Origin of the sequence: Nocardia sp. NPDC051990 (assembly GCF_040680755.1) — a bacterium.
In the GTDB taxonomy this organism is placed as follows: domain Bacteria; phylum Actinomycetota; class Actinomycetes; order Mycobacteriales; family Mycobacteriaceae; genus Nocardia.
Window position 1 is genome coordinate 86,813 of the sequence record NZ_JBFAXH010000006.1, and the last position, 23,596, is coordinate 110,408.

23 protein-coding genes are annotated in these 23,596 nt (G+C 65.6%); 12 read left to right on the plus strand and 11 right to left on the minus strand.

Going from position 1 to position 23,596, the window contains the following annotated elements:
• Nucleotides 1-143: 143 nt before the first annotated feature.
• Nucleotides 144-854: a hypothetical protein gene (locus AB0L63_RS13935; protein WP_364499451.1), complete on the minus strand. Its 711-nt coding sequence runs from the start codon at nt 852-854 to the stop codon at nt 144-146.
• Nucleotides 855-1,307: 453 nt separating this feature from the next.
• Between AB0L63_RS13935 and carD the strand changes: the two genes are divergently transcribed.
• The 6 genes from carD (at nt 1,308) to AB0L63_RS13965 (ending at nt 5,947) form a co-directional block, all read left to right on the plus strand.
• On the plus strand, nt 1,308-1,796 hold the full coding sequence (carD, locus tag AB0L63_RS13940) for an RNA polymerase-binding transcription factor CarD (RefSeq protein ID WP_011206964.1): 489 nt from the start codon (nt 1,308-1,310) through the stop codon (nt 1,794-1,796).
• A gap of 2 nt (nt 1,797-1,798) precedes the next feature.
• On the plus strand, nt 1,799-2,503 hold the full coding sequence (gene ispD / locus AB0L63_RS13945; RefSeq protein WP_364499454.1) for a 2-C-methyl-D-erythritol 4-phosphate cytidylyltransferase: 705 nt from the start codon (nt 1,799-1,801) through the stop codon (nt 2,501-2,503).
• Nucleotides 2,504-2,585: 82 nt separating this feature from the next.
• On the plus strand, nt 2,586-3,053 hold the full coding sequence (ispF, locus tag AB0L63_RS13950; protein WP_364500207.1) for a 2-C-methyl-D-erythritol 2,4-cyclodiphosphate synthase: 468 nt from the start codon (nt 2,586-2,588) through the stop codon (nt 3,051-3,053).
• Between the two features lie 64 nt (nt 3,054-3,117).
• Nucleotides 3,118-4,545 (plus strand): cysteine--tRNA ligase, encoded by a 1,428-nt coding sequence (gene cysS / locus AB0L63_RS13955; protein ID WP_364499456.1) that lies wholly within the window; start codon nt 3,118-3,120, stop codon nt 4,543-4,545.
• On the plus strand, nt 4,545-5,522 hold the full coding sequence (gene rlmB, locus AB0L63_RS13960; protein ID WP_364499459.1) for a 23S rRNA (guanosine(2251)-2'-O)-methyltransferase RlmB: 978 nt from the start codon (nt 4,545-4,547) through the stop codon (nt 5,520-5,522). Before cysS ends, rlmB begins: the two co-directional genes overlap by 1 nt.
• Nucleotides 5,523-5,668: 146 nt before the next feature.
• Complete coding sequence (locus AB0L63_RS13965) at nt 5,669-5,947, plus strand: DUF4190 domain-containing protein (RefSeq protein ID WP_364499462.1); 279 nt, start codon at nt 5,669-5,671, stop codon at nt 5,945-5,947.
• A 12-nt stretch (nt 5,948-5,959) separates the two neighbouring features.
• Here AB0L63_RS13965 and AB0L63_RS13970 read toward each other — a convergent pair whose 3' ends face one another.
• From AB0L63_RS13970 to kstR, 7 genes are all read right to left on the minus strand, one after another.
• On the minus strand, nt 5,960-6,769 hold the full coding sequence (locus AB0L63_RS13970; RefSeq protein ID WP_364499465.1) for an enoyl-CoA hydratase-related protein: 810 nt from the start codon (nt 6,767-6,769) through the stop codon (nt 5,960-5,962).
• A gap of 126 nt (nt 6,770-6,895) precedes the next feature.
• Nucleotides 6,896-8,068, minus strand: coding sequence for an acyl-CoA dehydrogenase family protein (locus AB0L63_RS13975; protein WP_364499467.1), 1,173 nt, complete (start codon nt 8,066-8,068; stop codon nt 6,896-6,898).
• A gap of 510 nt (nt 8,069-8,578) precedes the next feature.
• Entirely contained in the window at nt 8,579-9,448 is an 870-nt protein-coding gene (locus AB0L63_RS13980) for a metal ABC transporter permease (protein ID WP_364499469.1), read from the minus strand.
• Nucleotides 9,445-10,347, minus strand: coding sequence for an ATP-binding cassette domain-containing protein (locus tag AB0L63_RS13985; protein ID WP_364500210.1), 903 nt, complete (start codon nt 10,345-10,347; stop codon nt 9,445-9,447). Before AB0L63_RS13985 ends, AB0L63_RS13980 begins: the two co-directional genes overlap by 4 nt.
• A gap of 53 nt (nt 10,348-10,400) precedes the next feature.
• Entirely contained in the window at nt 10,401-11,282 is an 882-nt protein-coding gene (locus tag AB0L63_RS13990) for a zinc ABC transporter substrate-binding protein (protein WP_364499472.1), read from the minus strand.
• 192 nt (nt 11,283-11,474) lie between these two features.
• Nucleotides 11,475-14,045, minus strand: a complete 2,571-nt coding sequence (gene otsB / locus AB0L63_RS13995; protein ID WP_364499475.1) for a trehalose-phosphatase — start codon at nt 14,043-14,045, stop codon at nt 11,475-11,477.
• 276 nt (nt 14,046-14,321) lie between these two features.
• Nucleotides 14,322-14,981: a cholesterol catabolism transcriptional regulator KstR gene (gene kstR, locus AB0L63_RS14000; protein WP_364499478.1), complete on the minus strand. Its 660-nt coding sequence runs from the start codon at nt 14,979-14,981 to the stop codon at nt 14,322-14,324.
• Nucleotides 14,982-15,128: 147 nt separating this feature from the next.
• On the opposite strand from kstR, the gene AB0L63_RS14005 reads away from it, so the two are divergent.
• The 6 genes from AB0L63_RS14005 to AB0L63_RS14030 all read left to right on the plus strand — a co-directional run bounded on the left by AB0L63_RS14005 (nt 15,129) and on the right by AB0L63_RS14030 (nt 22,339).
• Nucleotides 15,129-17,378 carry an acyl-CoA dehydrogenase gene (locus AB0L63_RS14005; protein WP_364499481.1) on the plus strand — a complete coding sequence of 750 codons (2,250 nt, stop codon included), beginning with the start codon at nt 15,129-15,131 and terminating at the stop codon, nt 17,376-17,378.
• Nucleotides 17,379-17,403: 25 nt separating this feature from the next.
• Nucleotides 17,404-18,468, plus strand: a complete 1,065-nt coding sequence (locus AB0L63_RS14010; protein ID WP_364499484.1) for an acyl-CoA dehydrogenase family protein — start codon at nt 17,404-17,406, stop codon at nt 18,466-18,468.
• On the plus strand, nt 18,453-19,691 hold the full coding sequence (locus tag AB0L63_RS14015; protein WP_364499486.1) for an acyl-CoA dehydrogenase family protein: 1,239 nt from the start codon (nt 18,453-18,455) through the stop codon (nt 19,689-19,691). The genes AB0L63_RS14010 and AB0L63_RS14015 overlap by 16 nt, the downstream gene beginning before the upstream one ends.
• Before the next feature lie 62 nt (nt 19,692-19,753).
• Nucleotides 19,754-20,671 (plus strand): OB-fold domain-containing protein, encoded by a 918-nt coding sequence (locus tag AB0L63_RS14020; protein WP_364500214.1) that lies wholly within the window; start codon nt 19,754-19,756, stop codon nt 20,669-20,671.
• 73 nt (nt 20,672-20,744) lie between these two features.
• Nucleotides 20,745-21,155: a MaoC family dehydratase gene (locus tag AB0L63_RS14025; RefSeq protein WP_364499489.1), complete on the plus strand. Its 411-nt coding sequence runs from the start codon at nt 20,745-20,747 to the stop codon at nt 21,153-21,155.
• Nucleotides 21,155-22,339 (plus strand): lipid-transfer protein, encoded by a 1,185-nt coding sequence (locus tag AB0L63_RS14030; RefSeq protein ID WP_364499492.1) that lies wholly within the window; start codon nt 21,155-21,157, stop codon nt 22,337-22,339. The genes AB0L63_RS14025 and AB0L63_RS14030 overlap by 1 nt, the downstream gene beginning before the upstream one ends.
• 94 nt (nt 22,340-22,433) lie before the next feature.
• Here the strand turns inward: AB0L63_RS14030 and AB0L63_RS14035 are convergent, their stop codons facing one another.
• The 3 genes from AB0L63_RS14035 to AB0L63_RS14045 form a co-directional block, all read right to left on the minus strand.
• Complete coding sequence (locus AB0L63_RS14035; protein ID WP_364499495.1) at nt 22,434-22,871, minus strand: PIN domain-containing protein; 438 nt, start codon at nt 22,869-22,871, stop codon at nt 22,434-22,436.
• A complete protein-coding gene (locus tag AB0L63_RS14040) occupies nt 22,868-23,080 on the minus strand; it encodes a hypothetical protein (protein WP_364499498.1) in 213 nt (70 codons plus the stop codon). The genes AB0L63_RS14035 and AB0L63_RS14040 overlap by 4 nt, the downstream gene beginning before the upstream one ends.
• A gap of 286 nt (nt 23,081-23,366) precedes the next feature.
• On the minus strand, nt 23,367-23,546 hold the full coding sequence (locus AB0L63_RS14045; protein WP_364499501.1) for a hypothetical protein: 180 nt from the start codon (nt 23,544-23,546) through the stop codon (nt 23,367-23,369).
• Nucleotides 23,547-23,596 lie beyond the last annotated feature (50 nt).

The following is a 23,596-nucleotide window of genomic DNA, read 5'->3' on the forward strand; positions in this document are numbered from 1 at the left end:
TCGTGCATGCCTCGAACGTCACGAACCGGGCCGGCGGTCGGGCATTCGAACAGTATTGCGCGTGCCCGACGAGTTATCGACGTCTTTACGAGATCAGTTGTTACCCGGGCAATCCTACTGTTCGGTCTCGCCCGGAGATCTGATCAGTGTCCGCCCTTGTGCTCGCCCGCGGTCGCGGCGGCCTGGCCCTCGTGCCGTTCGGTCATCGCACCGGCATCGACCGGGACCTGCACGGTCACGGTGCCGTTCTGCTTGAAGTTGAACGTCACCGGATAGGCGAGGCCGGGGGTGATGTCCTTGGTCAGGCCGGTGATCTCGATCAGGCCCGGCTTCTTCTCCGGATTGACGGTGGCCTTGTCGCCGGCCGGCGCGGCGGTGGTGGTGGACGGCGCGGTGGTAGTGGACGGCGCCGCACCGTGCTCGTCGGACTTGGCGGCGGTGACGTCGGTGGACGAGGTCGCCGCGACGACGGTCTGCTGCGGGGCGATCCGGAAGGTCGGGTCACCCGCGGGCGGGGTGATCTTCACCGTACCGAGGTCGGTCGAGATACTGGTCAGCTCTTCGGTGACGGTCTCGCCATTGTTGATGACCGACAGCGCGATGATCGCCTTGCCACCCTTGGCATTGGTGTACTCGGTGCCCGCTGCCGGGAAGACGATGTGCACATTGCGCAGCGAGATCCGATCGATATCGGCGTGGTTGCCGTTGACCGCGGCGACCTGGGTCGCGGTCTGCGAGATCTGGCCTGCACCGCAGCCGGACAGCACGAGCGCCGCTCCGGCGGCGAGCGCGGCAACCGAAACCATGCGACGACGCGCCCCCGTCGAGGCGGTCACAGCTTTCAGGGCAGTCACGGGTTGTCCTCCATGTCGACCGGGCTCACTCCGCTGGGGAGAGTAATAACTAGGCAGCGTAGTAGTAGCCTCCGCGGACCGGACGCCGGGGCTGTGTTGGATTTGCCGCGCCTGCGGCGCGGCGGGTTCGCGGACGCGAGACTGGCCGTGAACTTCTCGCTCGCCAGGTGGTGGTCCCGTCGAGTCGGAAGGTCCGGACACCCCCATGTGCGGCATCCGTTGGGTAACGGTTTTCCGGGGAGGCGGCGGAGTTGCGGACACGCCGTTGCGGTCGCGGACCGTCCGGTGTGCTATTCACGTCGGTCGATAACCTGTTCTGGCACAACGTAATGCACACCGCGCCGGTTCTGTCAACCCCGGCGGTCGGCTCGTTGTGGCCCTGACCTGCACAGTTGATCGCGCCGTTACCGAGTCGCATGTTAAACTGTGAACATCGAAAGGGGCACGGGACACATGATTTTTAAGGTCGGAGACACCGTCGTTTACCCCCACCACGGAGCGGCGCTGATCGAAGCAATCGAGACTCGCACCATCAAGGGTGAGCAAAAAGAGTATCTGGTCCTCAAGGTCGCCCAAGGTGACCTGACTGTTCGCGTTCCCGCAGAAAACGCCGAATACGTCGGCGTGCGCGACGTTGTCGGCCAGGAGGGTCTCGACCGAGTCTTCCAGGTGCTGCGTGCGCCGCACACCGAAGAACCGACTAACTGGTCTCGCCGCTACAAGGCCAACCTGGAGAAGCTCGCCTCCGGCGATGTGAACAAGGTGGCCGAGGTTGTTCGTGACCTGTGGCGTCGAGAGCAGGACCGCGGTCTGTCCGCGGGTGAGAAGCGGATGTTGGCCAAGGCCCGACAGATTCTCGTCGGTGAGCTCGCGCTCGCCGAGGGGACCGATGACGGCAAGGCCGAGACGCTCCTCGATGAGGTTCTCGCCGCGGCTTCCTGACCGTGAACGTTTCTCACAGCGACGGATCCGTCGTTGCGTTGGTGCCTGCCGCCGGTCGTGGCGTTCGTCTGGGTGAATCGACACCCAAGGCGTTCGTCACGGTCGGCGGCACACCTATGGTCCGGCTGGCCGTCGACGGCCTGATCGCCTCCGGGGCGGTCGACCGGATCATCGTGATGGTCCCCACCGAACTCGTCGAGAGCGCCGTTGCCCTGTTGCCGCCCTCGGAGTCGGTGCGCGTGGTCATCGGCGGCGCCGAGCGCACCGATTCGGTGCGCTGCGGTATCGCCGCCGCCCCCGATGCCGCCCACTTCCTCGTGCACGATGCCGCCCGCGCATTGACCCCGCCCGAGCTGATCGCCCGGGTCGTCGCGGAACTGCGTGCGGGTGCCGAGGCCGTCGTGCCCGTATTGCCGGTGGTCGACACCATCAAATCCGTCGACGCGCGCGGCGAGGTCACCGGCACACCCGACCGCGCCGGTCTGCGCGCCATCCAGACTCCGCAGGGTTTCGCCGCCGACTTATTGCGTGCCGCCTACGCCGATGAGCGCCTGCAGGCCACCGACGACGCCGGTCTGGTCGAATTGCTCGGCACCCGGGTGCGCACCATTGCGGGCGACCCCTTGGCTTTCAAGATCACCACCCGGCTCGATCTGCAGCTGGCAAATGCCGTGCTCGACGGTGCATGGACGGCGGGTCCGCCATGAGTGAGCGCAGCGAGCGAACATTAAACGCAGCCATGTACATGGTCATGCCGGAGCCGAGCGCTAGCGAGGCGCTGGCATGACCATGCGCGTTGGCATCGGCAGCGATGTTCATCCGATCGAAGTCGGCAGGCCGTGCTGGATGGCGGGTCTGCGCTTCGACGGCGCAGACGGCTGCGCCGGACATTCCGACGGCGATGTCGCCGCGCACGCGCTGTGCGATGCGCTGCTTTCCGCGGCCGGACTCGGCGATGTCGGCGCGGTCTTCGGCACCGGACGGCCGGAATGGGCGGGCGTTTCCGGCGCGGCCATGCTCAAAGAAGTGCGAAGGCTCCTTGACGAGGCGAACTTCGAAATCGTCAATGCGGCGGTCCAGGTGATCGGCAATCGGCCGAAGATCGGACCGCGGCGCGCCGAGGCTCAAGAGGTGCTCGGCGAACTGCTCGGCGCCCCGGTCTCGGTGTCGGGCACCACAACCGACGGCCTCGGGCTCACCGGCCGCGGCGAGGGCATTGCGGCAGTGGCTACCGCCCTGCTACAAGAGTGTCGCTGATCTAGCTCCCGCCGACCTGATCCGCTCCGTGAGCGGCCTTCTCTACCAGCTAGGATCGACTTCCGTGACTCTGCGCCTTTTCGACACCGACACGCGGACCATGCGCGACTTCGCGCCACTGGTCCCCGGCCGTGCCTCGGTGTACCTCTGTGGCGCCACTGTGCAGGGGGAACCGCATATCGGCCATTTGCGTAGCGGAGTCGCATTCGACGTGCTGCGGCGCTGGCTGCTCGCACACGACTACGACGTGTGGTTCATTCGCAATGTCACCGATATCGAGGACAAGATCCTGATCAAGGCCGCCGAAGCGGGGCGGCCCTGGTGGGAATGGGCATCCACCTACGAGCGCGCCTTCGACAAGGCCTATCAAACCCTCGGCGTACTGCCGCCCTCGGTGGAACCCCGCGCGACCGGCCACATGACCCAGATGATCGATCTGATGCAGCGGTTGATCGACCGCGGGCACGCCTATGCCTCGGCGGGCAATGTCTACTTCGATGTCCTCAGCTATCCGGAATACGGCAGCCTGTCCGGGCACAAAATCGAAGACGTTGCCCAGGGCGAGAGCGCCGGCGAGGGCAAGCGCGATCCGCGGGACTTCACGCTGTGGAAGGCCGCCAAGCCCGGCGAGCCGACCTGGCCGTCGCCGTGGGGGCCCGGTCGGCCCGGCTGGCATCTCGAATGCTCCGCTATGGCCGAGTTCTATCTCGGCTCTGAATTCGATATCCATTGCGGCGGAATGGATCTGGTCTTCCCGCATCACGAGAACGAGATCGCCCAGTCCAAGGCCGCCGGTGACGGCTTCGCGCAGTACTGGCTGCACAACGGCTGGGTGACCATGGGCGGCGAGAAGATGTCCAAGTCGCTCGGCAACGTGCTCGCGGTGCCGAATGTGCTGAAAAAGGTTCGGGCCGTTGAACTTCGGTTCTACCTGGGCAGTGCGCACTACCGCTCGATGCTGGAGTACTCCGATAAGGCACTCTTCGACGCCGCGGCCTCGTATCAGCGCATCGAGGCCTTCGTGCACCGAGTGGCCGAGCGGGCCGGGGAGATCGCGGTCGGCAAATGGACCGATGCCTTCGCCGAGGCGCTCGACGACGATCTGGCGATTCCGCGGGCCCTGGCCGAGCTGCATCGGGTTGTGCACGAGGGCAATAAGGCGCTGGAATCGGGCGCGCTCGATGAGGCGGTCGAGCTGGCCGGACAGGTCCGGGCCATGTTGAATATCCTCGGGGTCTGCCCGTTCGACCCGCAGTGGTACACCCCACAGGACAATTCGGTCGCGCTGGACGCATTGGATGTCCTGGTGCGCGCCGAACTCGACCGCCGCCAGCAGGCGCGCGTCGCGAAGGACTGGGCGAGCGCCGATGCGGCGCGCGACCGGTTGCAGGCCGCCGGAATTGAAGTGACCGATACCCCGCAGGGGCCGGAATGGTCGCTGGGCGCGGCACAGCATTCTCCGGGCGCGGTACAGCGTGGAAAGGCGAACTGATGGCAGGCAATTCACAGCGCCGCGGCGCGATTCGTAAGGGCGGCACCAAAAAGGGCGCGGTCGTCGGTTCCGGTGGGCAGCGTCGGCGCGGTCTGGAGCCCCGTGGGGCGACCCCGCCCGCCGAGGCGCGCACCAAACATCCAGCCGCCAAGCGTGCGGCCGCCAAGGCGAAGGCCGCAGCCCAGGGTAGGCCGGGCCCGCGCGGTACCGGTCGGCCGTCCGGACGCAAGAGCGACGACGGTCCGGAGATGGTGCTCGGCCGCAATCCGGTCGTCGAATGTCTGCGCGCCGGGGTGCCCGCGAGCGCGCTGTATGTCGCGGTTGGCACCGAGAACGACGACCGGCTGACCGAAAGTGTGAAGATTGCCGCAGATGCGGGCATTTCGATCCTCGAGGTGCCGCGCACCGATCTGGATCGGTTGAGCGCCAACGGACTGCACCAGGGTGTGGCGCTGCAGGTGCCGCCGTATCGGTATGCCCATCCGGATGATTTGGTTGCGCGGGTCCAGGATTCGGTCGAACCCGCATTGCTGGTCGCGCTGGACAATATTTCCGATCCGCGCAATCTCGGTGCCGTCATCCGCTCGGTGGCCGCCTTCGGTGGGCAGGGTGTGCTGATTCCGCAGCGGCGCAGTGCCAGCGTCACCGCGGTGGCCTGGCGGACCAGTGCCGGTGCCGCGGCCCGGCTTCCGGTCGCCCGCGCGACGAATCTCACTCGTACGCTGAAGGATTGGGCGTCGCAGGGGTTCCAGATCATCGGACTCGACGCCGGTGGTGACGCCACCCTTGATGATTTCGACGGCCGCATCCCCACCGTGATCGTGGTCGGTTCGGAGGGTAAGGGCCTGTCCCGGCTGGTTCGCGAGACCTGTGATTCGATCCTCAGCATTCCGATGGCCGGGCCGGTGGAATCGTTGAACGCGTCTGTCGCGGCGGGCGTTGTGCTCTCGGAGATCGCGCGCCAGCGTCGAGTCTGAGCACGGAAAGCCGTATCGCCGGCTGGTCAACCGAGCTGCGTTCGAACCATAACGGGCGGACCGCACATCGGCGATCGCCGTCGACGGGGTAAATCTGTCGCCGCAGTTGAACCGCAAATCGACTCCGGCACCGTAGAATTCGACTCGTGACCATCCCGAATCAGGCTCCTAAGGAGACGATCGAGCATCCGCATGCGACGGCGGTGCTGGCGATCGGTGCGGCGAGTCTGTTCTGCTGCGGTGCGTTGGGGCCGGTGGCCTGGGCGCTCGGCAGACGCGCGCTCAACCAGATCGAGGAATCCCACGGTGGTTACGGTGGGCGCGCGCAGGTGTTGGTCGGCTACGTCCTCGGCGTTGTCGGCACAATCCTCATGGTCTGCATGGCGATCATTTTCCTGCTCATCCTGATGGGCGGCCGCGCGTAATAGCGGACCGCGTCAATCCAGGCTGGGCCGTTGGTTCTCGCCGGTGCTGTCCCAGGCCGGCCATTCCTCGCTGATGCTGCCGGTCCAGTTGGGTTGGCGGCGATCTCGGAAGGCCGCCATGGCCTCACCGCCGTCGATGCTCTTGGTGACGTGCGCGTTCAGATCGGTCTCCAGCTGTCCAACCATGGCCGGGCTCATAGCGAGGCTCTCCCATAGCAGCCGCTTCGACAGTCCCACCGGCAGCGGTGCCGTCCCGTTCGCGATGTCATGGGCGATGGCGAGCGCCGTCGGCAATACCTCGCCCGCGGGCAGGCAGGCATTGGCCAGGCCCATGGCCTTGGCCTCTTCGCCGTCGAAGGTGCGACCGGTCAGCATGATGTCGGCGGCATTGGCCATGCCGACCAGCCGTGGCAGTGTCCAGTGCGCGTAGCCGTCGGCGAGTACACCGCGACGCACCTGATTGAGTCCGTACACCGCGTCGCGTGCCATATACCGCAGATCGCATTGCAGGGCCAGCGCGAGTCCGATGCCGACCGCATGCCCGTTCACCGCCGCGATCACCGGCTTGCGCACCCGCCACGGCGCCGGTTCGATGGTCGCGCTGACCTCGCCAACCCGGTTGGACAGATCGGCACCCGCGCAGAACGCGGGCCCCGTACCGGTAATGACCACCGCGCGAATCGCATCCTCGATATCACAACGCTGTAAGGCCGCGCTCAATTCGGCGGCCATGGCTGGGGTGACGGCATTCTGCTGTGCGGGTCGATTGAGGGTGAGGACGGCGATGCCCGCGGAGACATCGACGAGCAATTCCGAACTCATGCCATTGGATGTTAGTCGGGTTGTCGGCGGCGCGAGACGGGCCGCGAACGGGTCGCTGGTAAGACTCGCTCCGCGGTGGTCCGGTATCGCCGTACGCGACTGTTCGATTGCGATGTGCCCGCCCGCTCAGGCCCGCAGTACATGGCGGCCGATGGCGTACTTGTGCACCTCGGTCGGGCCGTCGTAGAGGCGGAAGGCGCGCATGTCGCGGAAGATCATTTCGACGACCGTCTCATCGCTGATGCCGATGCCGCCGAGCACCTGCACGCAGCGATCGGCGACCTTGAACAGTTCCTCGGAGACGTATGCCTTTGCGATCGAGCTCTCGTGCCTGGCCTTCGCACCCTGGTCCATCAGCCAGCAGGCGTGCCAGATGGTGAGGCGGCACTGGTGCAGTGCGATCTCGTTATCGGCCAGCATGAACGAAACGCCCTCGTGGTCGCCGATCGGCTTGCCGAAGGCGGTACGGGTCTTGGCGTATTCGACCGCGACCGACTGCGCGCGTTCGGCCGCGCCGAGCCAGCGCATGCAGTGGGTGAGCCGGGCCGGGGCCAGTCGTAGTTGGGCGTAGCGCAGCGCCTGACCAGTCTCGCCGAGCAGCGCATCCTTGGGCAGTACCAGATTCTCGAAGCGCACCACGCCGTGACCGCCGACGTAGTTGCGGTCCATGGTGTTCATGGTGCGTTCGATAATGATGCCGGGCTGGTCGCCCTCGGTGAGGAACAGCGTCGGGCCCTCGGGCACGTGCGGGTTCGGTGCGACGCGCGCCATGATGATCCAGGTCTTCGCGCCGTCCGCGCCGGTGATCAGCCATTTGCGGCCGTTGATGGTGAAGTTCTCGCCGTCGAAGACGGCTTCGGTCGCCAGCTGATTCGGATCCGAACCCGCGCCGCCCGGTTCGGTCATGGCGAAGACGGTGCGGCGGTATCCGGCGACCGCGGGGGCGAGGTGGCGCTCGATCTGCTCCGGGTTGGCGATCTTGGAGAGCAGGAACATATTGCCCTCATCCGGTGCGGCGCAGTTCATGGCTACCGGACCGAGGGTGGACCAGCCCGCCGCCTCGTAGATCACGGCCTGTTCGATATGGGTGAGGCCGCGGCCACCGAGGGCCTTCGGGGCCTGCACGGTCAGCAGTTCTTCCGCGCGGGCCAGCTCGACGAGTTCCTGGCGCAGTTCGTCGCTGGGGCCGTGCGAGGTGAGTCGCGGGTCGCGCTCGAAGGGGACGATCTTATCGATGACGAACTGTCGGACCCGGTCGCGTTCGGCGGCGAGTTCGGCGGGAATCGTGAAGTCGATCATGGGTCACCATTCTTCCGATGGGGCGCGTGGGTCGAGCATACGAAACTCGGGTGTTCGACTGAAGGCGACTGCCATCAAACGTGGGGTGTCAACGGCTGGAGCCCGGCCGACCACGCGGCCGTTCGCGCCGATGATGTCGCTGCTGATCGAGCCGGACAAACGCACCGACTACCTGGACTGTTTCACCCACGCCGGCGGGAAGCGGTCCCGCACGACGATTGTGTCGATCCAGAAGACGGTGCAGGACTTTATGCAGAGCGGGCGCTACGTGGATTTCGATCCACTGTCAGTCGGCGGCCGAGCGGCATACCAATACCGTGCGGCCCAAGACACGAACAAAATTGGGTGCTACATCGGCATTACGGTGCCGGGCGGCCTCGTCGCATTCGTCACGCGGGATCTACAGCCCGATGCGCCCCAAACTGTGTGTTGCGGCGCGTCGTCTCAGTGCTGCTCTGGTCGGGTATCTGCCCTGAGCGCCCCGGAGCCGAATAATCGACGGGGTGGGATTCAGTGGGTGCGGGCGGCTTGGCGGCGCCGGGGGCCGAGGAGGCGGCAGAGCAGGTAGATCAGGAAGGAGATGGTGGTGACGAAGGTAGAGACTGGGACGCCGGGGGCGAGGGATAACAGGATGCCGCCTACCGCGGCGGTTTCTGCGAATAAGACTGCGAGCACCGTGGCGCGCACTGGATTCGCGGTCAGCTGTGCTGCCGCTGCGGCGGGGGTGATGAGCAGTGCGAGGACCAGTAGCGCGCCGACGATCTGTACACCGAAGGCGGCGGTTATGCCGAGCATGACTGCGAATACCACCGAAAGCGCGCGTACCGGAACCCCGCGTGCGAGTGCGACTTCGGGGTCCGAACTTGCGAAAAGCAGCGGGCGGTAGACCACCGCGAGCACGGCGAGTACCAATACGGTGCAGGTCAGCAGGGTGGCGAGGCCGTTATAGCCGACGCTGACCACCTGACCGGTCAGCAGCGAGAATTTCGAACCGGCGCGTTCGGGGCCGAGCCATAGGAACAGCACCGACAGGCCGAGTCCGAAGGACAGCACTACCGCGATTACCGAATCGCGTTCTCTGGCTTTGGTGCCGAGCAGACCGAACAGCACCGCCGCCACCACCGAGCCGACGATCGCGCCGAGCCCGACACCGATTCCGGCGAGCAGTGCGGCGGCGGCACCGGTCAGCGAGAGCTCGCTGGTGCCGTGCACCGCGAACGACATCTGCCTGCTGATGATCAATGGCCCGATCACACCGGCCATCAGTCCGAGCAGCGCGGCCGCGAGCACCGCCTGCTGGACGAAGGAATAGGAGAGCAGGTCCGCGGTGGTGGTGAAGTCGAACATCTTCGATCCGACATCGGACAGCTTATCGATCACGAACGGACCCCACTCGATTCGGGCAGCTCATCGGAAAGCGTTGCGCCGTGACAGTGTTGGGCTCCGGCCGCACCGAGGGCGTCCATGGTGTCACCGGTGCCGACGACGACGAGCCGCCCGCGCACCCGCAGCACATCGACCTCGGTCTGGTACAGCTCCGAGAGCACCGCCGAGGTCATCACCTCGTCGGGCGTGCCGATCCGGAACTTCCCGTCGACCAGATACAGCACCCGATCCACCAGCGGCAGAATGGGATTGATCTCATGCGTCACGAAAAGCACTGCGGTGTCATGGGTTCGCCTGCGTCGATCGATCAGCTCCGACACCAGCCGCTGATTGGCCAGATCGAGGCTCAACAGCGGTTCATCGCAGAGCAGCACCTTGGGATCGCCGACCAGCGCCTGCGCGACCCGAAGCCGCTGCTGTTCGCCGCCGGACATGGATTCCAGTGGGGCGTAAGCGAATTTCTCGGCGCCCACATCGGCAATGGCGGCGCGGACCTTGCGCTTGCGCTCGGCGCGGTGCCGCAGGCCGAGGCCCCAGCGGTGCCCGTCGACGCCGAGTCCGACGAGATCGACCCCGCGCAACTGCACACCGGCATCGATCGTCTTCTGTTGCGGCACATAGCCGATATCGGGATTGCCGGCCCGTGCGGGCCCGCCCGCGATATCGGCGGTGCCGGAGCTGAGCGCGAGCTGACCGAGCAGCACCCGCAGCAGCGAAGTCTTACCGGATCCGTTCGGCCCGAGCACCGCGACGAATTCACCGGGCGCGATCTCGAGATCCAGCCCCTGCCAGAGCGTGCGTTCGGCGAATGCCAGGCTGGCGGAGTCGAGCTTCACGGCGGCGGAGCGTGTCTCGCAGCGCCGCTCGACCTCGTCGGTGAGTCCGGCTCCCATGGTCTCACCCGGCACCCGGCTACCACTCCTCATCGAATCGTCTCATCACGCGATCAAGCCAGCGCCGCGGCCAGCGCCTGGGCGTTCTTGGTCTGCCACTGAATGTAATCGACACCGCTGGGCAGCGTTTCGGTTACCTCGACGATAGATACGCCATTCGACTGCGCGAGCGTCCGTAAATCCTTGGTGATCTTGTCCTCGGTCTGGATGTTGTAGATCAGTGCGCGGACCTTTTTGCTGGTCAGCAGATCCTGGGTGGCGGCGACGGCGGCGGGAGCCGGATCGGTCTCCTGCTCGATCGCCTCCTGGAATTCGTGCGGGGTCAGATCCTGAGTGCCTGCGGCGACCAGCAGGTAGTGCGCCAGCGGTTCGGTCTGCAGCACCGGGGTCTTGGGGTGCGCACCGGCGATCTTGGTGGTGATGTCGGTGATAGTGGCCAGTTGACTCTTGAATGCGGCGGCGCGGTCGGTGTAGGCGGCGGCGTGCGCGGAGTCGATTTCGCCGAGTGCGCTCGCGATCCGATCGGCGACCGTGCTCACTGTGGCAATGTCGTAGAAGACGTGCTCGTTGTCATCGCTCTTGTCGGTGCGGGATTCGAATGCGTCGACGGTGCGCTTGTCCTTGCCCTGGATCGCCTTCTCGATGAACTCGTCGTAGCCGCCGCCATTGAAGACGACCAGATCGGCGTCGCTGATCTTCGCCGACTCCACCGCCGAAGTCTCATGCGAATGTGGATCGGCGGCGGGATCGGCGATCAGCGCGGTCACCGTGGCATCCGGGCCCGCGATGGTTGCGGCGATATTGCCCCAGACACTGGTGGCAGCGACGACGTTCGGCTTATCCGAATCCTTGGAACCACCGCAAGCTGTGAGAGCCACAGCGGTGGCCACCCCCACGGCGATACCGGCGAATCTGATGGCAATCCGTGTGCTCACGCGCGGGGTACTCCTGGTAATGCGGCAGATCTGAGCGTGCTCTAGATCATAATGGAAATCGTTACCATTTGAACTGTAGCAGGAGCCCTTGCTCAGCACGAGTCGATGGTTGCCGCATCACCTCGACGCCGGATACGGACCAGGCCCGCGAACCGATCGGTGCGCGGGCCCGGAGCTCCGGTGGCGGTCGGCTCAGACGAGCGCTTCCACCGGCTTACCCAACAGCTGTGCACAGCGCAGCAGGCCGAGATGGCTGTAGGCCTGCGGATGATTGCCGAGCGAGCGTTCGGCGACCGGGTCGTACTCCTCGCTGAGCAGACCTGTCGGTCCGGCGACATCGATCAACTGCGAGAACAGCGCCTCGGCGTCCGAGCGCTTACCGATCAGCAGATACGCCTCGACCAACCAGGCCGCGCACAGGTGGAAGCCGCCCTCGCCACCGGGCAGGCCGTCGTCGTGGTGGTACCGGTACACCGTCGAGCCGCTGCGTAGCTCCGCCTCGGTGGCGACGACCGTCGCAGCGAACCGCGGATCCGACGGTTCGATCAGTCCGCTGAGGCCGATGTGCAGCGTGGCCGCATCCAGATCGGTGCCGTCGTAGGCGGCGGTGTAGGACTGGACGTCATCGTTCCAGCCCTTGGTCCTCACCTCGTCGGCGATGGTGTCGCGCAACGTGATCCAGGTCGGATCGATCTGACGCTGGAACCGCTGCGCCAAGGTGATCGCCCGGTCCACGGTCAGCCAGCCCATCACCTTCGAGTACACGTGGTGGCGCGGGTTGCCGCGGATTTCCCAGATGCCGTGGTCGGGTTCGTGCCAGCGCCGCTGCACCGCGGCGACCATGGCGTGCACCAGTTCCCAGTCGGCGTCCGGCAGCGCCTTGGCCGGATCGGTCAGTCCCTTCGCCTCGCGGCCGTGCGCCAGCGATGCGATCAGATCGACGATCGGGCCGAAAACATCGAGCTGCACTTGCATATTCGCAGCGTTGCCGACGCGGACCGGCCGCGAACCCGCATAGCCAGGCAGCTGATCGATCGATGCCTCCGGCGGCAGGGTTTCGCCGTAGAGCGTGTACAGCGGGTGCAGTCGCTCCGGGCCGGGCAGCGTCTCCAGAACCCGATGCACCCAGCCGAGGAACTCCTCGGCCTCGGTCAGCGAGCCGAGCGAAACCAATGCCTGTGCGGTCAGCGAGGCATCCCGCAGCCAGCAATAGCGGTAGTCCCAGTTACGTACGCCGCCGATATCTTCCGGCAGCGACGTGGTGGCGGCGGCCAGGATGGAACCCGACGGCGCGTGCACCAACCCGCGCAGCGTGAGTGCCGAACGCTTCATCAGATCCGGCTTCAGCGGCGGCAGGTCCAATTTGGCCGCCCACTTCGACCAGTAGTCCTCGGCATCCCGGCGTCGCTCCGGCTCGCTGTTCATGGCGGGCGCGAGATCCTGAGTGCCGCAGCGCATTTCCAGCACGATCGGGCCACGGGACGGATCGATGACGGCGCGCGCGGAGCTGTGCATACCGTCGGACTGGATCTCCCAGTGCACACCGGGGGAGCGCAGCACCATCGGATCGTTGGTGCCGAGCACGCGCAACCCGGCCGGTTCGCATTCGATGCTGACCGGTACCTGGCCGAATTCCGGTCGGGGCGCGAAGGTTACGACCGCCTTCGCATCGCCGGTGATGACCCGGGTCAGGTCGGTGCGGTTCGGGGCCACATCGTGCGGCAGGTAATCCATCACTTGCAAACTGGCCCAGCGGGTTTCGACGGTCATGGTGCCGTCGACATAGCGTTGTGAGAGCGGCAGGCCGGGACGTTCCGGTTGGATGGTGAAATGGCCGGCCTGCGGTCCGCCGAGCAGATGGGCGAACACCGCGGCCGAATCCGGCTCGGGATGGCAGAACCAGGTGACGGTCGCGTCGGGGGTGAGCAGTGCCACCGAACGCGGACTGGCCAGCATGCTCAGCCGCTCGATGCGCGGGGCGCTCGCGCCGGCCAACCAGGTGCGTCGCTCCTCGAGCAGGTAGGCCAACGCCCAGGACACGGCCTCGGTGCTGGTCACCCGGTATTTGGCCAGGCTCTCCCCCTCGCCGACCTTGATGCCGACATCGGGGCCGGACAGCATGCGGAAGGCCTTCTCATCGGTGACATCGTCGCCGAAGAACACCGCGGCCGACGCGCCCTCCTGATGCCGGACGGTATTGAGCGCGACGCCCTTGTCGGTCTGGATCACCGCGAGTTCGATCACCGATTTACCCTCGGTCACCTGTACGCCGACCCAGCAGGCCGGACCCTGCCGCACCGCCATCAGTGCGCGCAGCCCGATTTCCGGACTCGCATTGCGTACATGCAGCGCGACGCTGGCCGGTTTGATCTCGACGCTGGCGCCAGGGTTTTCCGCGGCGATCTGTGACAGAGTCGTCTGCACTTCGACCAGCAGGTGTTTGGCGTCATTGTCGATGGCGTGCACGAAACCCACATCGAATTCCGAACCATGACTACCGATGAGTTGCACTTCGACCGGAAGTCGCGACAATGCCGCGAGATCTCGCAGGGCACGGCCGGAGATCACGGCGGCCGTCGTTCCGGTGAGACCGGCGAGCGCTCGTAGCGCGCTAACCGATTCTCGATGTGGAAAAGCTTTCGTCGGGTCGGACACGATGGGGGCGATTGTCCCGTCGTAGTCCGATGCGACCAAAAGTCGTGGCACGCGCGCGACCGTCGACAGTGCACGGCGAAGTTCCAGTGGCAGATCCTGTGCGCTCACGCATCCAACCTCGTGATCGGAGGAGTTTTTTTCAGGGGCACGCGTGACAATACTTTGTTGAATTTGCCGCACCGCAGTGCGCCGTGTCGCACGCGAATGATTGCGGACGCGTCCAGCCGCCCGCTGCCGGATCTGCCCAGTTGACGCATCCTTGATCTGACCGCCGACGTGTGCAGGCTCACGTCGGCGGATCCGATCGACGCGCTCCGACGGGCCCGGCTGACCTGCTGGGTATGAGCTGGCCGGTGGCATCCGCCGACCTTTTCGAACGACCCGCTAGCTGCCACTGCCGCCGAGCAGTAGATCCACGGTGAGTTCCAGTCGCTCGGTCACATCGGTGGCCGAGGCGCGCCTGGTCAGCCAGGCCACCAGATTCGATAACCAGACATCGCTGATTACCCGCGCGATCGCCAACTGGTGTTCGGTGGGCTCGCCGTCGTTCATGGCCCTGGCGAACACCCGGTCCATCACCTTGCCGACCCGGTCGACCTCGGCAGCGGCCGAGGCGTCGGCGAACATGAACGCGCGTGTCATCGCCTCGGTGAGCAAGGGGTCGCGTTGCATCATCCGGGTGATCTGGGTCAGCAGCAGATGCATGCGCTCGTTCGGCGTCTGGCCGGCAAGCGGTTTGCGTTTGCCCTCGATCTGCTCGAATTCCCGCGACAGCGCGGAAACGAGCAGATGCACCTTGGACGGGAAATACCGGTAGAGCGTGCCGACCGCGACATCGGCGCGTTCGGCGACCGCGCGCATTTGCACGGCGTCGTAACCGCCCTTGGAGGCCAGTGCGAGCGTCGCGTCCAGAATTCGCTTACGCCGTTCCCGCTGCGCGGCCGAGCTGAGCTCGTCCTCGCTCAGTGTCGTGACCGTCGCAGTGGCCGATGCTCGCCCGGCCGCATTCGAATCGGCTGGCTGCGATCGGGAGGGACTGGCCATTGATGAGAGTCCTTTCCTGCACTAACGGGTTTCGCGTCGGCTGCGTGCGCATTCCGACGGGCATCCGTCGTCTCTTGACTTCCGCCCAGCTAGGATATTAGAACATGTTCTAGGTGTGGGAGTCACGCCGGAAAGGCGGTATGGACTGTGACCATCGCCACCACTGACGAGCATAAAGCCGTTCAGGAGTCGATGCGCGGGTGGGCTGGATCGGTACGTCCGATTGCAACAATGCGGGACGAACCGACGGACTTCTGGCGCGCATATTGGCCGGCCTTGGCGGACTTCGGAATTTTCCGGGTCGCGATTGCCGAAGCCGCCGGTGGCCACGGCGGATCGGTCGCCGACCTCGCGGTATTGGTCGAGCAGGCGGCACACGATCTGGTGGGTGGGCCGGTGTTGTCCACCGCATTGGCGAACCTGGTCACCGCGGGCGCGCTCGCCGAGGATATGCCGTGCGGTGTCGCGCTCGACTTCGTTGTCGGTGAAGCCGAGCGCCAGCGCGGCGAAGGAGAGAGCCTGCCGGGCGCACCCGAAGAGTTGTTGCTCACGGGTGTCTGGGAATCGGTACTCGGCGCGGCGCCGGGGACCTCGGTGCTGTTGCCGGTGCGGACGTCGGATGGGTTGCGCTGGTGCGTAATCGGACCCGATGCCGAAGGTCTGCGCATCGAGGCGCTGGCATCCGCCGACCCGAGCACGCCGCTGGCGCGGGTGTGCTGCGCCGAGGTGCGGGTGCCCGCGGAGCGGGTGTTCGAGTCGCCGCACGCGGTGGAAGATCTTCTCGTGGTGTTGGCTTCGGCCGAACTCGCCGGGGTGGCCGGTTGGTGTCTGGAGACCGCCGTCGAATATGCCAAGGTACGTGAGCAATTCGGCCGCAAGATCGGCTCCTTCCAAGCCCTCAAACACATTTGCGCGTGGATGCTCTGCCGGACGGAGTTGATCCGTTCCGTCGCGGCCGATGCCGCGGCCGCCGTCGACGAGGGCGGTGCGGAACTGCCCATCGCGGCCGCCATCGCCGCCGCCATATCGCTGGATGCCGCGGTCGAGACCGCCAAGGACTGCATTCAGGTGCTCGGTGGCATCGGTTTCACCTGGGAGCACGATGCGCACTTCTATCTGCGCCGGGCCACCACACTGCGGCAACTGCTGGGGGGATCGGCGCGCTGGCGAGCCAGGGTTACCGAGCTGACCAGGGCCGGGCAGCGGCGGACCACCGGTGCGGACCGGGTCTTCGCTTCCGCGGCGCGAGCGACGGTCCCGGAGGCGGTAGCGGAGCGGGCCCATGGCGGGGCCGGTGAGCGTCGCCAATCGGACACGGCCGGTGTCGAGGCCGACGACAGCAAGGTAAACGAACTGGCCGCCGAGGTGGCCGCGATCGCCGCGCTGCCGGTCGATCAGCGGCGCAATGCATTGGTTGACGCCGGGCTCGCCATGCCGCATTGGCCCGCACCGTACGGGCGCGGCGCGAACCCCATGACGGGCCTGGTGATTTCGGAGGAACTGCGCCGCGCGGGCCTCAAGTTGCCGGATCTGGCGATCGGCGGCTGGGCCATCCCGACCCTGCTGCAGCACGGCACGCAGCAGCAAATCGATCGGTTTGCGTGGCCGACGCTGCGCGGTGAGGTTGTTTGGTGCCAGCTGTTCAGTGAGCCGGAGGCCGGTTCGGATCTGGCCGCGCTGCGCACCACCGCGAAGAAGGTCGACGGCGGCTGGGTGCTGTGCGGACAGAAGGTGTGGACGTCGCTGGGTGATACCGCGAATTGGGCGATCTGCCTGGCCCGCACCGATCCGGACGCACCGAAACATCGCGGCATCAGCTACTTCCTCGTCGATATGCGCAGTGCCGGACTCGAAGTGCGTCCGCTGGTGCAGATCACCGGGGAGGCGCACTTCAGCGAGGTCTTCCTCGACGATGTCTTCGTACCCGACGACTGTCTGGTCGGCGCGCTGAACAACGGCTGGAAGATCGCCCGCTCGACCCTGTCGACCGAACGCGTCGCCATGGGCGGCAACGGAATCGGGCCGGTACTGGAGGAGCTCATCGCCAAACTGCCCGCCACCGGGCCCGGCGCGGAGCTTGTGAACGATCGGCTCGGCGGCTTCATTGCCGATGCGATCGCTGGACTGTTGCTGGAACAGCGTGCCGCGATTCGGATGCTGGCGGGCGGTGATCCGGGGGCGCAGAGCAGTGTGCGCAAGCTCGTCGGTGTCCGGCACCGCCAGGCGGTTGCCGAATTCGCCGTGGAGATGGCAGGCCCTGCCGGTGCGCAGGACTCGGAAGTGATAAAAGAATTCCTGCTTACGCGCTGTTTGTCGATTGCTGGTGGAACCGAACAGATTTTGTTGACCGTGGCCGGTGAGCGAATTCTCGGACTGCCTCGCGACGCCGACAGCTAGTCGAAGAACCAACTGGGAGTAAAGCGTGGACTTCACCCGGGACGAGGGCCAGGATGCCGTGGCCGAAGTCGTTGTGAGTTTGCTGGAGCGTGAACCGGCACGCGATATCGAGCTGTGGCCGAGTCTGGTCGAGACCGGACTGCTGTCGCTGGCGCTGCCGGAGCGGTTCGGCGGTGACGGCATGGGGCTGCCGGAGGTTTCGGTTCTGCTGACCGAATTGGCTACTGATGCGGTGGCGGTGCCCGCCCTGCCGACCCTCGGCTTTGGGCTGCTGCCGCTGCTGCCCGCATTGCCGGACAGTGTCGCCGAGCGGGTCTATCCGGAGGTCGCCAAGGGTGCGGTGCTCTCCGCCGCGCTCAGCGAGCGGGCGAATCCGTTCGTGGTCAAGCCGGAGACCACCGTGGTTTCCGACGGCGACACCGTGCGCATCACCGGTCACAAGGTGGCGGTGCCTTATGCGGAGCAGGCGCGCTGGTTATTGATTCCGACGAATTCCGGTATCGCACTGGTGGATTCGGATTCGGCCGGGCTCACCCTGACGCCGTCACCGGCCTCCGGCGGGATTCCGGAATATACGGTGCGCCTGGATCAGGTCGAGATTCCGGCCGAGCAACTGTTGCCCGGTGGCATCGGTGAACTGCATCGGTTGGCCATCGCCTCGATCGGCGCGACCGCGGACGGACTGCTCAAAGGTGCGCTTGTGCTCACGGCCGAGCATCTGCGGACCCGCCGTCAGTTCAATCGGCCGCTCGCCGAATTCCAGGCCGTCGCACAGCAGATCGCCGATGTGTACGTCGTTTCACGGACCCTGCACGCGGCCGCAGTTTCGGCGAATTGGGCACTGGCACAGTCTGATTCGGCGCCGACGCATCAGGAGCGCATCGATGACGACCTCGATGTGCTCGCCTACACCGTGGCATCGGAACTGCCCGCCGCCATGCAGAAGTGCCATCACCTGCACGGTGGCCTCGGGGTCGATGTGACCCATCCGATGCACCGCTACTACTCACAGGCCAAGGACATCGCCCGCTGGCTCGGCGGCGAATCGTTCCGACTTGATCGATTGGGGGCCAGATGTTCATCGATCTGACCGCGGAGCAGCGCAAGCTGCGCGATGAATTGCGTACCTACTTCGCCGATCTCGTGACTCCCGAAGAGGAGGCCGAGATGGCGATCAACCGGCACGGTGACGCCTATCGCGCGGTGGTGCGCCGGATGGGCGCAGACGGTTGGCTCGGGGTCGGTTGGCCGAAGGAGTTCGGCGGCCAGGGATTCGGGCCGATGGAGCAGCAGATCTTCTTCAATGAGGCGGTGCGCGCGGATGTTCCGCTGCCGCTGGTGACCTTGTTGACGGTCGGCCCGACACTGCAGAGCTTCGGCACCGAAGAGCAGAAGGCGAAATTCCTGCCCGGAATCCTTTCCGGCAATATCCATTTCGCGATCGGCTACTCCGAACCCGAGGCTGGCACCGATCTCGCGGCGCTGCGCACGAGTGCGGTGCGCGACGCATCCGGGGACTGGATCGTCAACGGGCAGAAGATCTTCACCACCGGTGCGCACGAGGCCGACTATGTCTGGCTGGCCTGCCGTACGGGCTCGGTCGAATCGCGGCACCGGGGCATCACGATCCTGATCGTGGACACCAAGGATCCCGGCTACTCCTGGACCCCGATCATCACCTGCGATGGTGCGCATCACACCAATGCCACCTATTTCGACAATGTCCGGGTGCCCGCGAACATGCTGGTGGGCGAGGAGAACAAGGGGTGGCGGCTGATCACCACCCAGCTCAATCACGAGCGGGTGAGCCTCGGCCCGTCCGGCAAGATCGAACAGCTCTACGACCGGGTGCGCGAATGGGCCCAGGCGTGGGGTGTGCTCGCCGAGGCCGACGTGCGCCGCGCACTCGGCCGCATGCACGCCATGGTTCGGCTCAACGAATTATTGAACTGGCAGGTAGCCGCAGCATCTGATTTGCGGCGTTCCCGGGGCCCTGCGGGGTCACGCTCCGCTACCGCCTCCGGGCCCGTCGCTCACGCCGCGACCGTGGATGGTGACCAGGCCTCCGTGATCGCCGATGCCTCGGCCACCAAGGTGTACTCCACCGAATCGCTCCAAGAGGCCGGTCGGCTGGCCGAGGAGATCGTCGGGCATTACGGCGATCCGGCCGATCCGGACACCGCCGAACTGCTGATCTGGCTGGACCGCAGAACCAAACAGAATCTGGCGGTGACCTTCGGCGGCGGCGTCAATGAGGTGATGCGCGAACTGGTCGCCTCCTCCGGGCTGAAACTGCCTCGGGTACCTCGATGAATCCCGCGATACGCCACGACCACAAGGAGCCGCGCGTGCCGGAAACCATGACTCCGGAAGCGATTACCGACGCCGCCGAGAAGATCATCGCGGCGGGTGATTGCGCGCCACGCCTCGGGCGTGATCCGGTGAACCAGCCGATGATCAACAACTGGGTGGAGGCGCTCGGGGACCGCAATCCGATCTACGTCGACGAGGATGCCGCCCGCGCCGCCGGACATCCCGGCACCGTGGCCCCACCGGCCATGGCGCAGGTGTGGACCATGTTCGGGCTCAATGGTTCGCGTCCGGACGATGATCCGATGGCGCAGGTCACCGAACTGCTCGACAGCGCGGGCTACACCTCTGTGGTCGCCACCGACTGTCAGCAGACCTATCACCGGTATGTGAATGTCGGCGAGCAGATCTCGGTGACGAGCAGGCTGTCCGAGATTCGTGGCCCGAAGAAGACCGCGCTCGGTGAGGGTTGGTTCGTCACCTTCCAGACCAGCTGGCACGTCGGTGACGAGATCGTCGCCGAAATGCTGTTCCGGCTGCTGAAATTCGCACCTGGGACAGGCACCGGCACCGCACCGAAGGTGCCCGCGGGGGAACGGGTCAAACCGCTTGTCTCCTGGGATACCGAATTCTTCTGGGAGGGCACCAAGGTCGGGGAGTTGCGGATCCAGCGGCTGCCCGACGGCACGCTGCGGCATCCGCCGATTCCGGCGCTGTGGCAGGACAAGTCGGTGCAGACCGACTACGTCATCGCCTCCGGGCGGGGTGAGGTATTCAGTTACGTCGTGCATCACGCGCCGAAAGTGCCTGGACGGCAGCTGCCTTTCGTGGTCGCGCTGGTCGAATTGGAAGAGGGTGTGCGGATGCTCGGGGAACTGCGTGGCATCGATCCGGCCGAGGTGAAGATCGGCCTGCCGGTGCAGGTGGAGTTCGAGAAACTCGATGACGAGGCCGTACTGCCGGTCTGGCGGGTGACCGCATGACCGAGTCAGGGCCCGGAGGCGGCAGCCTGCGTAACCACGGAGGGTCCCTCGGGCATGCAAAGGAGGACATCGCATGACCTACGTCGAACCGGCCACGATCGAGGTCGGCACCGCACTGCCCGAGCTGGTCATTACCGCCGATCCCACCTTCGTGATCAGTACTGCCCTGGCCACCAGGGACTTTCAGGATGTGCACCACGACAGGGACAAGGCGGTCGCCCGCGGTTCCAAGGACATCTTCGTCAATATCCTCACCGATACCGGGCTGGTGCAGCGCTTCGTCACCGACTGGGCCGGACCGCGCGCCATCGTCAAATCGGTCGCGCTGCGCTTGGGTGTGCCGCTGTATGCCGGTGACACCCTGACCCTTTCCGGCACCGTCGCCGCGATCGAGGGCGATGACATCCATATTGATATCGTCGGCCGCGACAGCCTCGGTGACCACATCACGGCGAAAGCCGTTATCGCACTGCGGAGGCCATGATGAGCGCTGACAGCAACACCGGGCTTTCCGGCCGCGCCGCCATTGTCGGCATCGGCGCCACCGACTTCTCCAAGGACTCCGGCCGCAGTGAATTGCGTTTGGCCGCCGAGGCGGTCACCGCGGCGCTCGCCGACGCGGGCCTCACCCCGGCCGATGTCGATGGCCTGACCACCTTCACCATGGATACCAACACCCAAGCGGCCGTGGCGCGGGCCGTCGGTATCCCGCAGCTGAAGTTCTTCAGCCACATCGGATATGGCGGCGGCGCGGCCTGCGCCACCATCCAGCAGGCCGCCATGGCGGTCGCCACCGGCGTGGCCGATGTCGTTGTCGCCTACCGTGCCTTCAACGAACGTTCGGTCTCCCGCTTCGGCCAGTTCTCCACGGCGTTGGCCACCGCGCCCACCTCATCGGGCATCGATGCGGGCTGGTCCTATCCACAGGGGTTGGGGACACCGGCCGCGCAGGTGGCCATGGTGGCCCGCAGGTATATGCACGTCTACGGCGCGACGAGTGCGGACTTCGGTCGCGTCGCCGTCGCCGACCGCAAACATGCCGCGGTGAATCCGGCCGCCTTCTTCTACGGCAAGCCGATCACTCTGGAAGACCATCAGAATTCGCGCTGGATAGCCGAACCGCTGCATTTGCTCGACTGCTGCCAGGAATCCGACGGTGGTGTCGCGATCGTGGTCACCAGTGTCGAGCGGGCCCGGGATCTGCCGCAGCGTCCGGCGGTAATCGCCGCCGCCGCACAGGGTTCCGGTGCGGACCAATATGTCATGACGAGCTACTACCGCGATGCCCTCACCGGTTTGCCGGAAATGGGGCTGGTCGGCGATCAGCTCTGGGAACAGAGTGGTTTGCGACCAGAGGATATGCAGGCCGCCATCCTCTACGACCACTTCACCCCGTTCGTCCTCATGCAATTGGAGGAACTCGGTTTCTGCGGCCGCGGCGAGGCCAAGGATTTCATTGCCGACGGCGCCATCGAAATCGGTGGCCGCCTGCCGCTCAACACCCACGGCGGCCAGCTCGGCGAGGCCTATATCCACGGTATGAACGGGATCGCCGAGGCGGTCCGGCAGATCCGCGGCAGCTCCGTCAACCCGGTGGACAATGTAGAGAATATCGTGGTCACGGCAGGCACTGGTGTCCCAACGTCGGGCCTGGTGTTAAGCCGCTGAGTGCCACGCTGGTTGACTGGATGGGGATAGCGTCGTTCTGGTGGAGGTCCTGCTCAGCGCCAACCGATTTCAGTCGCCGCCGTGCGGAGTCCGATTATTCGGTGTCGTAGGGCAGCAAAGTGAAATGGTCTGCACCCCACAACGGACGGAGTTGGCGGAAGTGGCGTTGGTCCAAGGTCACCATCACCGTGGTGCGGTATCGGTCGGCGAGTACGACGTTCGACGCGTCGGCGATGCCGATGTAATCCTTCGGCCCGTCGAACTTGCTGGTAATGGCCGCCGCCACGGCGTGGTCTTCCGCGCTCCACTCGGCAAGTTCGTAGGCGCCTGTCACGACATCCTGACCGAAGGAGCGCGCCGCATCGGCTCCGAGCCGCGATGACAACATGTAGTCGGCTTCAGCGACGATGAACGGCGAGACAACCAGCAGGTCATCGGCCTCCCCCAGAATGCGCGCGATCGCGGAATGTTCGGGATGTACCTCGTCGAACACGGCCAGAATGGCGCTTGTGTCGACGATGAGCGCGGTCACTCGCCGAAGCCTCGGGCCAGTTCCTCATCGATCTCTTCGGCGCTGAGCGGCCGGTCGCTACGGTAGCCGCCGATCGTCGGGCGCGGTTTCACCGCACTCTCGTCGATCAGTCGGTCGATTTGCTGGGCCAGCGTCAGCCCGTGGGCGGCCGCCAGCCGGTGCAGCCTGTCACGCGTTGCCTTCGGCACCTTTATGGTTGTGGCAGTCATACTCTGGAGTATACCGGTTGCTTCTGCAGGTTGGAGCGGCGCAGGAACGGCGAGGAGTCATCGGCCTCAGCTACCACCGCTAAAGTGAACTGGAGCAGGAGGAAGACGGTACCTGGGGTGCTCACACCGTCGTCCCCAACGGCGGCGCGCATGGGGTCGGTCAGACCCCGGATGAGGCGGTTGCCGACCTACACGAAGCCGTCACGCTAGGCCTCGAGGAGATCGGACTTCCGTCGGTTCTGACGATCGTCCAGGATGTTGCCTGATGCCGCCGCTTCCAGTGGTATCAGGGGACTTCGGGCCAACCGTCATCGGCTAGTTGGAATATTCCGGTATCGCTGTGGAATAGCGGATGGCTGCGCATTGGAGCGAGGTGCAGTTTCTGCTGGGTGTCGGTGTGGAAGATCTCGAGTAGTTCCGATACCGAGGGGTCTATCTCGTTGCGCTGTCGATGAATTTCGGACATTACGGCCTACCATCGGTGTTCAGTAGTGCGGGCCAGAGGTCGTCTCTTAC

Excerpts from the sequence above, each read along its gene's own strand:
- carD (WP_011206964.1), top strand. The coding sequence starts at position 1,308 with ATGATTTTTAAGGTCGGAGACACCGTCGTTTACCCCCACCACGGAGCG.
- ispF (WP_364500207.1), top strand. The coding sequence starts at position 2,586 with ATGCGCGTTGGCATCGGCAGCGATGTTCATCCGATCGAAGTCGGCAGG.
- rlmB (WP_364499459.1), top strand. The coding sequence starts at position 4,545 with ATGGCAGGCAATTCACAGCGCCGCGGCGCGATTCGTAAGGGCGGCACC.
- AB0L63_RS13970 (WP_364499465.1), bottom strand. The coding sequence starts at position 6,769 with ATGAGTTCGGAATTGCTCGTCGATGTCTCCGCGGGCATCGCCGTCCTC.
- AB0L63_RS13975 (WP_364499467.1), bottom strand. The coding sequence starts at position 8,068 with ATGATCGACTTCACGATTCCCGCCGAACTCGCCGCCGAACGCGACCGG.
- AB0L63_RS13985 (WP_364500210.1), bottom strand. The coding sequence starts at position 10,347 with ATGGGAGCCGGACTCACCGACGAGGTCGAGCGGCGCTGCGAGACACGC.
- kstR (WP_364499478.1), bottom strand. The coding sequence starts at position 14,981 with ATGGCCAGTCCCTCCCGATCGCAGCCAGCCGATTCGAATGCGGCCGGG.
- AB0L63_RS14015 (WP_364499486.1), top strand. The coding sequence starts at position 18,453 with ATGTTCATCGATCTGACCGCGGAGCAGCGCAAGCTGCGCGATGAATTG.
- AB0L63_RS14025 (WP_364499489.1), top strand. The coding sequence starts at position 20,745 with ATGACCTACGTCGAACCGGCCACGATCGAGGTCGGCACCGCACTGCCC.
- AB0L63_RS14030 (WP_364499492.1), top strand. The coding sequence starts at position 21,155 with ATGAGCGCTGACAGCAACACCGGGCTTTCCGGCCGCGCCGCCATTGTC.
- AB0L63_RS14040 (WP_364499498.1), bottom strand. The coding sequence starts at position 23,080 with ATGACTGCCACAACCATAAAGGTGCCGAAGGCAACGCGTGACAGGCTG.
- AB0L63_RS14045 (WP_364499501.1), bottom strand. The coding sequence starts at position 23,546 with ATGTCCGAAATTCATCGACAGCGCAACGAGATAGACCCCTCGGTATCG.